The following is an 11279-nucleotide window of genomic DNA, read 5'->3' on the forward strand; positions in this document are numbered from 1 at the left end:
CCCCACCCCCCCCCCCCGCCTGGTTTTCTCGTCGCCCCCCCCCCCCCCCCCAACCCAAACACCACCCCCCCCCCCCCCCCCGGGGGCCCCCCGCCTTTTTGTGTCACAGGAAGGGTTAGCTGCCCGCCACCGTCATCCGCTCGATCAGCACCGAACCGGTGCGGATGTTGCTGCGAAGTTCGAGATCATTACCGATCGCGACGATCTGTTTGAACATGTCGCGCATGTTGCCGGCGATGGTCACTTCCTGGACCGCGAACTGGATTTCGCCGTTCTCGACCCAGTAACCCGCCGCGCCCCGGGAATAATCACCGGTGACCATGTTCAGCCCCTGGCCCATCAACTCAGTGACCAACAGCCCGCGCCCCATACGCCGCAGCAAGGCCGCCTGGTCTTCATCGCCGTGGGTGACGAACAGGTTGTGCACGCCGCCAGCGTTGGCCGTACTCGGCATGCCGAGCTTGCGGCCGGAGTAGGTGCCGAGGATGTAGGACACCAATTCGCCTTTTTCGACGAACGGCTTGGCGTAGGTTGCCAGGCCATCGCCATCGAACGCAGCACTACCCAATGCCCGCATCAGGTGCGGACGCTCGTCGATGGTCAGCCACTCCGGAAACAGCTTCTGACCGAGAGTGCCCTCGAGGAACGAAGACTTGCGATACAGGCTGCCGCCGGAAATCGCCGACAGGAAACTGCCGAACAGCCCCCCGGCCAATTCTGCGGAAAACAGCACCGGCACCTCGCAAGTCGGCACCGGACGCGCGCCCAGACGGCTCGCCGCCCGTTGCGCAGCGCGCTGGCCGATGCTGACCGGGTCGGCGAGCAAATTGCCCTGTCGGTTCACGTCGTACCAGTAATCACGCTGCATCTGGCCGTCGGCTTCAGCGATCATCACGCAGCTCAGGCTGTGGCGAGTGGACGCGTAACCGCCGATAAACCCATGGCTGTTGCCGTAGACGCGGCAGCCCTGATGGGTGCTGAGGGTGGTGCCGTCGGCGTTCTTGATCCGGCTGTCGGCGGCAAACGCCGCGGCTTCGCAGGCCAGGGCCTGTTCGATGGCTTGTTCCGGAGTAATGTCCCATTGGTGGAACAAGTCGAAATCCTGAATATCCCGCGCCATCAGCGCGGCATCCGCAAGGCCCGAGGCTTCGTCTTCCGAAGTGTGTTTGGCGATGGCCAGTGCAGCGGCAACCGTTTCGCGAATCGCTTCCGGACCGCTGGCCGAAGTGCTGGCCGAGCCTTTGCGCTGGCCGACATACAAGGTGATGCCAAATCCCTGATCGCGGTTGAATTCGACCGTTTCGACTTCACGCTGGCGCACCGTAGTCGACAAACCCTGCTCAAGCGACACCGCCACTTCACAGGCACTGGCCCCCTGGCGCCTGGCTTCAGCGATGATCTGCTCGACTTGTTCCTGCAGTGCCGGCAACGCTTGTGGGCCGACGCTTTCAACTGCACTCATGCTGTTCTCCACTCAAATTCTGCTTTCGGTAACGGTCATCGAGCGACCGGGCCGGACAAGCGGCCCCCGACTGGTTATCATGGCGGCGTTTCTTAGCGGACTGCCACCATGGTTGATTCTTACGACGACTCCCTCGATACGGGAGAAAAAAGCAAATCCCAGGTCAAACGCGAGCTGCATGCTCTGGTTGACCTTGGCGAGCGCCTTACAACACTCAAGCCTGACTTGGTTGCAAAGCTGCCCTTGACCGACGCCTTGCGCCGGGCCTTGGCCGATGCACCCAAGCACACCGCGAACATCGCGCGTAAACGGCACCTTCAGTTCATCGGCAAGCTGATGCGCGATCAGGACACTGACGCCATTCTGGTCTTGCTCGATCAACTCGATGCCTCCACTCGCCAGTACAACGAGCGTTTCCATAACCTGGAGCGCTGGCGAGATCGCCTGATTGCCGGTGACGATGCCGTTCTGGAAAAGTTCGTCGTCGACTACCCTGACGCCGATCGCCAGCAACTGCGTTCCATGATCCGTCAGGCCCAGCATGAGGTTGCGCAAAACAAGCCTCCTGCTTCCAGCCGTAAAATCTTCAAGTACATCCGTGAGCTGGACGAGACTCAACGCGGTCTGCGTTGAATCCCTGATCGGGTGAGTTGCCCTGCAACTCACCCGAAGCTTCACTGTTTCAAAAACCGCTTACGCGCCCGTGCCACCCACGGTGATCGCATCAATCTTCAGCGTTGGCTGGCCGACACCCACCGGCACCGACTGCCCATCCTTGCCGCACGTGCCCACGCCGCTGTCCAGCGCCAGATCATTACCGACCATCGACACCTTGCTCATGGCTTCCGGCCCGTTGCCGATCAACGTCGCACCTTTGACCGGTGCAGTGATCTTGCCGTCCTCGATCAGGTACGCCTCGCTGGTGGAAAACACGAACTTGCCGCTGGTGATGTCCACCTGACCGCCACCCAGGTTGGCGCAGTAGATGCCGCGTTTCACCGAGGCGATGATTTCCTCCGGGTCGCTTTCACCGGCGAGCATGTAGGTATTGGTCATGCGCGGCATCGGCAGGTGCGCGTAGGATTCGCGACGGCCGTTACCGGTGCGAGCCACACCCATCAGGCGGGCATTGAGCTTGTCCTGCATGTAGCCCTTGAGTACGCCGTTTTCGATCAGCGTGGTGCATTCGGTCGGCGTGCCCTCGTCATCGACGCTCAACGAGCCGCGACGACCGGCCAGGGTGCCGTCATCGACAATGGTGCACAGCTTCGACGCAACCATCTCGCCCATGCGCCCGCTATAAGCCGAGCTGCCCTTGCGGTTGAAGTCGCCCTCCAGGCCATGACCGACGGCTTCATGCAGCAGCACACCCGACCAGCCGGAACCGAGCACCACCGGCAAGGTTCCGGCCGGTGCCGGAATGGCTTCAAGGTTGACCAGCGCCTGGCGCAACGCTTCACGGGCATAGCCCATGGCGCGGTCTTCGCCGAGGAAATAACGGTAATCGGTCCGACCGCCACCGCCATGACCGCCGCGCTCGCGGCGACCGTTCTGCTCGACGATCACGCTGACATTGAAACGCACCAACGGCCGCACATCCGCCGCCAGACCGCCGTCGGTGGAAGCCACCAGAATCCGCTCCCAGACACCGGCCATGCTCACGGTGACTTGCTGGATGCGTGGGTCGAGGGCGCGGGTCGCGGCGTCGACTCGCTTGAGCAAATCGACTTTCTCGGCACGGGTCAGCACTTCCAGGGGATTGTCCGGCGCATACAACTGCGCGACGTCCTGGCTGGTGAATGCCTGTACCGTGCCGTGTTGCCCGGCCCGGGAAATCGAACGGGCGGCACGCGCCGCAGCGCCCAGGGCTTCAAGAGTGATGGCATTGCTGTAGGCAAAACCGGTTTTTTCACCCGATTGCGCGCGCACGCCCACACCTTGGTCAAGGTTGAAGCTGCCCTCCTTGACGATGCCGTCTTCCAGCGCCCAGGACTCGGAGATCTGTCCCTGGAAATACAGGTCGGCCGCATCGATGCCCGGCCCGGCCAGATCGCCAAGCACGCCTTGCAGGCTCTCGATCGTGACGCCACCGGGCGCCAACAGGTGTTCACTGACTGAGGACAACAACTCGCTCATATGCTTTACGCCTTAAATTCGTCGTTCTGATGCAGGTCGCTGGGCGCCCTGCGAGAAAAAGCGCCGGTGACTGGACACCGGCATCCGCGCCCGGATGGACGCCTGTTCGCTACTGTCGCGTTCGGCCAGCAGCACGGCCTCGCCTTGATCCTGTTGTGCCAGCACACGACCCCATGGGTCGATTATTGCCGCATGCCCCCAAGTTTCCCGCGGCCCCGGATGCGTCCCACCTTGGGCTGCCGCGAGCACATAACACTGGGTTTCGATGGCTCGCGCGCGAATCAGCACGTCCCAGTGCGCAGCGCCGGTCACGGCGGTAAAGGCCGACGGCGCGGTAATCAATTCCGCTCCGGCAGCACGCAATTCGCTGTAGAGCTCCGGGAAGCGCAAGTCATAACAAACCGTCAGTCCGACCCGGCCGACCGGTGTGTCCGCCACGACCACCCCGCTGCCATAAGCATAGTCATCGGATTCACGATAACGGCCACGATTGTCCGCCACATCGACGTCGAACAGGTGCAGCTTGTCGTAGCGCGCCACCGTTTCGCCCTGGTCGTCGACCAGCAACGAACAGGCATGCACTTTGGCCGTCGGTTGATCCACCGGCGGCAACGGCAATGTGCCGGCCACTATCCATAACTTGAGGTCGCGTGCGGTCTGTTTCAACCAGGGCAGGATCGGGCCTTCGCCCAGTGCTTCGGCGCGCCCGATGTCGGCAATGTCGCGCCGGCCCATAGCGGCGAAGTTTTCCGGCAATACCGCCAGTTTCGCACCGCCAGCAGCCGCTTGTTCAAGTAGCCGACGGGCCTGGGCCAGATTGGCCAGCACATCGCTCTGGCTGACCATTTGAATCACCGCGACAGACATGACCTTTTCCTTATTGAAATCAACACAGTCCTGTAGGAGCGAGCTTGCTCGCGATGAGTTTGAATGCGACGCGTGTTTTCAGGCGGCCCACGTCATCGTTCACGTCCATCGCGAGCGAGCTCGCTCCTACAAGGGGCGAGCCGCAATGGTCATGCTACTCCATAGGCCCGAAGGATGGCTTTTCAAAAAGGCTTGTCGAAGGTGATTTTCGGTTCTTTCCACGGCCCGTTGACGGTGTATTTCACACTGGCGAAACGGGCGACCCGGTCACCGATCAGCTTGTCGATCAGGAACAGCGCCCCACCGACCGCCGGTGCACCGACGATCAGTGCGGCGATCGGCAGGTTATTGGTCACCGGCAAGGTCACCAACAGTTTCGCATCGATCTGATCGGCCACCATGTTCAGGGTGCCGTCGAGTTCGATCGTGCTGGACGGCCCCGTCAGCCGGATCGGCTCACGGGTGACATACACTCCGTTCGTCCCAACCAGCAGCCCCTTGACCCGGTCATAACTCAGGCCTTTGCCGAACAGGTCGGAGAAGTCCAGGCGCAGGCGCCGGCCGATGGAGTTGAAGTTGAGTAAACCAAATACCCGCAGCGCCTGGGCACTGCCTTCAACCTCGACGAACTGGCCCTGATTGAGCGTCGCATCGAGCGAACCGGAGAAACGCTTGGTCGCTACCCAGGCCGGCGATCCGGGCCAGCGGCCATCGACATCCATATAAAAGTCCTTGCTGGTGACGCTCGGTGCATACCCCCAGTTCTTCAGCACATCGGCGAGGTTCTTGCCGCTGATGCGTCCCTTGTACCAGCTTGAGCTGGCGCCGGGCACGCCTTCCCAGCCACCGCTGCCCACCAACAGAATGCCCTTGAGGCCCAGGTCCAGCGAGTTGAACACGATGCCGTTGGCCGTCGGGCGAATTTTCAGCGACCAGCCGCCCACCAGATCCTGGCCCTGGAATAACTGATTGATGGTGATGTCCATCGCGGGGATTTTCGTCGGGTCTACCGACGCCAGCGGATCCGGTGAGTTTTCATCGGCCAGCACGGCCGGGTCCGGTGCGGGCAGGCGCACGGTTTGCAGATTGATCGTGATCGGCACCGCGTTCGTATCGGGCAGGTTGGCGTTGCCCTTGATCTGCTGGCTGTCGAGTTGCAGCGCCCAGGCGGAAGCCTTGCGCGTCAGCTGGATCGAGGCCTGATCGAGCGTGGTGCCGATACCGCTGAGCTTGCCCACCTTGAAGTCCGCACCGCTGAGCAATTGCCTGGCGCTGCCGCCAGGGTCCTGTCCGGCGTATTTATCCACCAGGTCCTTCCACGGGCCAACGTCCAGCTCCGACAGCACGCCTCGTACCCGCAGGCCTTTGGTGTCAGGCAATACCGCCTCGCCGCCACCGAGGGACAATTCCCCGCGACCGTCAGCGAAATTGCTGGCCGAGGCCGCGAACGTGAAGCTCGCCAGATCCCCGTAGTTGACCCAATAGCGCCGTTCGTCGCCCTGCAAGGTCATACGGAACTTCGTGTCGCGCCCGGTATCGGCGGTGATGCCGAACGGCGCAGGCAAGTCGACAGCCACGCCCTTGAGGCTGGAATTGACCAGCAACTGGCTGTCGGCGCCGTTCAAGGTCAGTTGCAGTTGATAAGGGATCACGCCACTCGCCGGCAGAGGCTGGGCCACCTTCAGCCAATCGGTCAGTTTCTTGACCTCGACCTGGCCCGACGCGGTCACCCGGGTATTGAGTTTACCCGGGCTGCCATCAGCAAAAATCTGTGCGGTAACCGGCTTGTCGAATGCCCTTGCGCTGATGTTCTGCCCGCTCAGGCCTTTGGCACTGTCGAAACGGAAGTCACCTTTGAGCTGGGTCAGTTCCAGTACAGGCTCGGCCAGTTTCAAACGTGCCTTGGCGGTCTTGAAATCGACGAGGATCTTCGGCTCCTCGCCTTTTGCCAGTGGAATGTCCAGGTTCAACTTGCCTTGCAGGTCTCCCTCGCCTTCCCAGCCGGCAAAGGTTGCCCCGGTGCCGATCGGCGCTTCCTGGAGGATTTTCAGGCCATCGCCCAAACCGCCGGCAAATCCGCCTTCGAGGAACAGATGAACGTTCTGCCCGGCAGGCACATGGGGAATGTTGACGTAAACATCGTTGACCTGGGTGTCGAGCAATTGGCCCTTGCTGGCCAGAATCCGCACACCGCTGTCTTCGACGAACACGTCGCCGCTGACCTTGCCGACATGGGGCCAGCCCGGCTGGAAGGCCAGTTCGGCATCGTGAACCTTGAAGTACAGGCTGATGCTGCGATCCACGTCTGCGGCACCGTGACTGAGCGAGCCTTGATACTGGAAGAAGCCTTGATCCACCGCGCCTTTGAGAATCGCGGTGCGCAGCCATTCATCCAGCGCCGGGCTGAGAACCGCCGGCAAGTACTTGGCGGTGTAGCGACCGTCACCGTCCACCAGGCCGACCCGCAGGTCCATGTAATCTTCCTGGGTGTGATCGAAATGCAGGCGAATCAGGAAGTCGCCAGCGATCTTGCCCTCCTCGCCCAGCACTTTCAGGTACGGCGCGATCAGGGTGAAACCTTCTTTATCGAGTTTCCAGGTCAGCCGCGCATTGGCCTGAATGTACTGCCAAGGCTTGGCGAAAATCGGGTCCAGGTGCAGCATGAAATCCTTGCTGTCCATGCGCAGTTCGCCGTGTCCCAGGTCACCGCTGATGCTGCCGCTGACATTTCGGGCCGCCGGCGCACCGTGATAGGCATCGAAGCCTACCTGGTCGAGGTTGGCGGCAAACCCGAACTTGCTGTCGTCGGTGGCATTCGGGCGCAAGTCGACCAGCACGTTACGCAATCCACCCGTGACTTTCAGCCGCTCGACGACCTTGGCAAAACCTTCCGGCAACGGCGCCAGGGCGTTGAGCAACGGCGTAAGCGGAGTGAGATCGACCCGGTCGGCTTGCAGGTGCCAGAGCTCTTCGGTTGTATTAGTGGCGGCGCTTTGCTTGAGCTGCAAATGCGTTTCCCAGCGGGTCTCGCCGAGGTTCATCGCCAGGGAATCCAGAGTCACTGACACGCCTTCGGCGCTGCGCTGGAAGTAACCATTGAGCGCCAGGTTATTGATCTGGATCGGCTTGCGCTCGGCGTAGGCGCCCTTGAGTTGTGGCGCGTTCAAGCGCACTGCTGCGCTTTGCAGGGTGCCTTTGCCCCAGGTCAGCCAAAGCTCGCCACCGGCCTTGATCTCGGAAAAACTCCACTCCTGGGTCACTCGCTCGGGCAACCACTTCGACCAGTCGCTTTGCGGCAGGCTCAGGTAGGCCTCGGCTTCACCGTCCTTCCATTGGCTGGCACGAATGCGGGTGCGCAGACTCATGGCCACCGGCTGGCCGTCGGGCAGGGTCAGGCGGGCGTCGAGTCGCTGCCGGGTAGCACCTGTTTTCAGATTCACGCCGACGTAAGTCAGAGTCAGCGGCGACTGGGCAAATGGCTGCAACGTTACCTGGCTGTCCAGCACCGACAGTTGCTGGATCATCTGCATGCGATCGAGCAGTTGTTCCGGATCAGTTGGCTGGTCCTGCTGCACCGGCAATCCTTCCAGCGCCCATTGACCGTCGTTGCCCTCCTTGACGCTGATCTTCAGGCCGCTGAGTTCCAGATGAGCGATGCGTACCTGACGGGCCAGCAGGCTGGCCCAAAGGTCCGGCACCGCACGCACCTGATCCAGGTGCAAGGCATTGGCGCCCTCGCCGACCGTCACATCGTGCGCCATCAATATGGGAGCGAATCCACTCCAGCTGCCTTCGAGCTCGCCGATCTGCAATGGCATGCCCAAGGTATCGCTGGCTTTGCTTTCGATGTCGGCACGGTACTCGGCGACTAACGGCGTCAGCTCCCGGCCAAGGCTGACGTAGAGCGCCATCAACACCAAAACCAACGCGCACAGGCCCAGACCCCAGCGGGTCAGTGCGGCCAAAATGCGTGTCAGACGGTCCATGTCAGATGGCCCCCATGGCAAAAAATTTGCAAAAAGCTGAGGCCAGCCATTCTTGAACAATCAAAACGATACGCTTCAGAGCAGCACCACGTCGTATTGTTCCTGGGAATACATGGTTTCGACCTGGAAGCGGATGGTGCGCCCGATAAACCCTTCCAGCTCGGCGACGTTGCCCGACTCTTCGTCGAGCAGGCGGTCCACCACTTTCTGGTTCGCCAATACACGATAGCCTTCCGCCTGATAGGCGCGAGCCTCACGCAGGATTTCGCGGAAGATTTCGTAGCAAACGGTTTCCGGGGTCTTGAGCTTGCCGCGTCCCTGACAGGCGTTGCACGGCTCGCACAACACTTGCTCAAGGCTTTCGCGGGTCCGCTTGCGGGTCATCTGCACCAGGCCCAGTTCGGTGATACCGATGATGTTGGTCTTGGCGTGATCGCGTTCCAGTTGCTTTTCGAGCGTGCGCAACACCTGGCGCTGGTGTTCTTCATCTTCCATGTCGATGAAGTCGATGATGATGATTCCGCCGAGGTTACGCAGGCGCAATTGACGGGCGATGGCCGTCGCGGCTTCGAGGTTGGTCTTGAAGATGGTTTCTTCGAGGTTGCGATGGCCGACGAACGCCCCGGTGTTGACGTCGATGGTGCTCATGGCTTCCGCCGGATCGACCACCAGATAACCGCCGGACTTGAGCGGGACCTTGCGCTCGAGCGCCTTCTGGATTTCGTCTTCGACGCCATACAGGTCGAAAATCGGCCGCTCGCCCGGGTAATGCTCCAGACGGTCGGCAATCTCGGGCATCAATTCGGCGACGAATTGCGTGGTTTTCTGGAAGGTTTCCCGGGAGTCGATGCGGATCTTCTCGATTTTCGGGCTCACCAGATCACGCAGGGTGCGCAGCGCCAATCCGAGGTCTTCGTAGATAACGCTGGGCGCACTGATGGTCTTGATCTGGGCGCTGATCTGATCCCAGAGCCTGCGCAGGTAGCGGATGTCCATGAGGATTTCATCGGCGCCTGCGCCTTCGGCTGCCGTGCGCAGGATGAAACCGCCGGCCTCCTTGATACCTTCCTTGGCCACGCAATCAGTGACCACTTGCTTGAGGCGTTCGCGCTCGGCTTCGTCTTCGATCTTCAGGGAAATGCCGACATGTGCGGTGCGTGGCATGTACACCAGGTAACGCGAAGGGATCGACAACTGAGTGGTCAGGCGTGCGCCCTTGGAACCGATCGGGTCCTTGGTCACTTGCACCACCAGGCTCTGGCCTTCGTGCACCAGGGCACTGATGCTCTCGACCGCTGGGCCTTCGCGCAGGGAAATTTCCGACGCATGAATGAACGCGGCACGATCGAGGCCGATATCGACGAATGCCGCCTGCATCCCCGGCAATACCCGCACGACTTTGCCTTTATAGATGTTGCCGACGATCCCGCGCTTTTGCGTACGCTCGACGTGGACCTCTTGCAGGACACCGTTTTCGACCACCGCCACGCGCGACTCCATCGGCGTGATGTTGATCAGGATCTCTTCACTCATGGCAGGGTCTCGTTCAGGCATGTTCACGATAATGGCCGCATCTGTTCAGAACGTTGCTTGGTCTGCGTTCCGGGCTTGCCAACAGGGTATGCCGAAATGGCCGAGCAGTTCCGCGGTTTCGCAAAGCGGTAGTCCGACCACCGCTGAATAACTTCCATTGAGCCCGGCGACAAACACCGCACCCAGTCCTTGAATACCATAACCGCCCGCCTTGTCCCTTGGTTCGCTGCTGGCCCAATAGGCGGCGGCTTCTTCACGACTGATATCACGAAAGCGCACCCGACTGGTGACAACCCGGGACTCGCAACGTTCGCCATCGAGCACGGCAATCGCGGTCAGGACCTCATGCTCACACCCTGACAACATCATCAACATGGTGCACGCATCCGCTTGATCAACCGGTTTGCCGAGAATCTTTCCGTCGAGCACCACGGCGGTATCGGCTCCGAGCACACAGAACGGGCCATCGGACACGACAGCGCTGCGCCCTGCTTCGGCTTTGCCGCGCGCCAGGCGCTCGACGTAGGCCGAAGGGGATTCTTGTGGTAAAGGGGTTTCATCGATGTCCGCACTGACGGCGGAGAATGGAACGCCGATCTGCGTGAGCAGTTCACGTCGACGCGGCGAACCAGAGGCGAGGTACAACCGTTTCATCAAGACCTCTCCCTGTCTAATGCCAGACCGAATCAATTGATTTTGTAGCGTCGACGCAATCCGCGCAAACCGAAACTGATCCAGGGCCAGAGCAATGCACTGACCAGTGCCGGCAGCACCAGCGCCAGCGTCGGCTGACGATTGCCGGTCAAGGCACTGAGCCATAGCTGTACAAGTTGGGCGAGGCCGAAGATCACCAGGATCACCAGGCTCTGCTGCCACATCGGGAACATCCGCAGGCGTTGTTGCAGCGCCAGTACGAGGTAGGTGATGAGCGTCAGGATCAATGCGTTCTGGCCCAACAAGGTGCCGTAGAGCACGTCTTCAGCCAGTCCCAGGCAAAACGCCGTTACCATCCCGACTGTCTGCGGCATGTTCAACGCCCAGAATGCCAGCAGCAAGGCCAGCCACAGCGGGCGCAGGATTTCCATGAATTGCGGCAGGGGCGAAACGCTCAGCAGCAGCCCGACGGCGAACGTCAGCCAGACTATCCAGCCGTTTCGGGATGCTTTTACACCGCCCATTATTCTCTCCCCACTGGAGTGGCCGGCGCGGCGACTGGCGGTTTGGCGGCAGGCTTCGCGGCAGCGGGTTTAGTCGCCGCAGGATGCGTGGCCGCAGGCTTGGCTGGCGTGGTGGCT

General features: G+C 61.2%; 8 protein-coding genes. 1 reads left to right on the top strand and 7 read right to left on the bottom strand.

Annotated elements, in window-relative coordinates:
* Positions 1–115: 115 nt before the first annotated feature.
* Positions 116–1462, bottom strand: a complete 1347-nt coding sequence (pmbA, locus tag ACCD00_RS28585; protein ID WP_413428590.1) for a metalloprotease PmbA — start codon at positions 1460–1462, stop codon at positions 116–118.
* A gap of 108 nt (positions 1463–1570) precedes the next feature.
* Here pmbA and yjgA point away from each other — a divergent pair, with 108 nt between their 5' ends.
* Entirely contained in the window at positions 1571–2095 is a 525-nt protein-coding gene (gene yjgA, locus ACCD00_RS28590) for a ribosome biogenesis factor YjgA (protein ID WP_008018722.1), read from the top strand.
* Positions 2096–2155: 60 nt separating this feature from the next.
* Here yjgA and tldD read toward each other — a convergent pair whose 3' ends face one another.
* From tldD to mreD, 6 genes are all read right to left on the bottom strand, one after another.
* Positions 2156–3598, bottom strand: a complete 1443-nt coding sequence (tldD, locus tag ACCD00_RS28595) for a metalloprotease TldD (protein ID WP_111280901.1) — start codon at positions 3596–3598, stop codon at positions 2156–2158.
* A 12-nt stretch (positions 3599–3610) separates the two neighbouring features.
* Positions 3611–4465, bottom strand: coding sequence for a carbon-nitrogen hydrolase family protein (locus ACCD00_RS28600; protein WP_413428591.1), 855 nt, complete (start codon positions 4463–4465; stop codon positions 3611–3613).
* A gap of 182 nt (positions 4466–4647) precedes the next feature.
* Positions 4648–8451 (bottom strand): YhdP family protein, encoded by a 3804-nt coding sequence (locus ACCD00_RS28605; protein ID WP_413428592.1) that lies wholly within the window; start codon positions 8449–8451, stop codon positions 4648–4650.
* A 75-nt stretch (positions 8452–8526) separates the two neighbouring features.
* Positions 8527–9984 carry a ribonuclease G gene (rng, locus tag ACCD00_RS28610; protein ID WP_007970246.1) on the bottom strand — a complete coding sequence of 486 codons (1458 nt, stop codon included), beginning with the start codon at positions 9982–9984 and terminating at the stop codon, positions 8527–8529.
* Between the two features lie 45 nt (positions 9985–10029).
* The gene (locus ACCD00_RS28615; protein ID WP_413428593.1) at positions 10030–10638 is read right to left on the bottom strand and encodes a Maf family protein; all 609 of its coding nucleotides are present in this window, start codon (positions 10636–10638) and stop codon (positions 10030–10032) included.
* Positions 10639–10670: 32 nt separating this feature from the next.
* Complete coding sequence (gene mreD / locus ACCD00_RS28620) at positions 10671–11162, bottom strand: rod shape-determining protein MreD (protein ID WP_413428594.1); 492 nt, start codon at positions 11160–11162, stop codon at positions 10671–10673.
* Positions 11163–11279: the final 117 nt, after the last annotated feature.

The organism is Pseudomonas sp. Pseusp3, from assembly GCF_047304225.1.
In the GTDB taxonomy this organism is placed as follows: Bacteria; Pseudomonadota; Gammaproteobacteria; order Pseudomonadales; family Pseudomonadaceae; genus Aquipseudomonas; species Aquipseudomonas fluorescens_CD.

Excerpts from the sequence above, each read along its gene's own strand:
- ACCD00_RS28615 (WP_413428593.1), bottom strand. The coding sequence starts at position 10,638 with ATGAAACGGTTGTACCTCGCCTCTGGTTCGCCGCGTCGACGTGAACTG.
- ACCD00_RS28600 (WP_413428591.1), bottom strand. The coding sequence starts at position 4,465 with ATGTCTGTCGCGGTGATTCAAATGGTCAGCCAGAGCGATGTGCTGGCC.
- ACCD00_RS28605 (WP_413428592.1), bottom strand. The coding sequence starts at position 8,451 with ATGGACCGTCTGACACGCATTTTGGCCGCACTGACCCGCTGGGGTCTG.
- mreD (WP_413428594.1), bottom strand. The coding sequence starts at position 11,162 with ATGGGCGGTGTAAAAGCATCCCGAAACGGCTGGATAGTCTGGCTGACG.
- yjgA (WP_008018722.1), top strand. The coding sequence starts at position 1,571 with ATGGTTGATTCTTACGACGACTCCCTCGATACGGGAGAAAAAAGCAAA.
- rng (WP_007970246.1), bottom strand. The coding sequence starts at position 9,984 with ATGAGTGAAGAGATCCTGATCAACATCACGCCGATGGAGTCGCGCGTG.
- tldD (WP_111280901.1), bottom strand. The coding sequence starts at position 3,598 with ATGAGCGAGTTGTTGTCCTCAGTCAGTGAACACCTGTTGGCGCCCGGT.
- pmbA (WP_413428590.1), bottom strand. The coding sequence starts at position 1,462 with ATGAGTGCAGTTGAAAGCGTCGGCCCACAAGCGTTGCCGGCACTGCAG.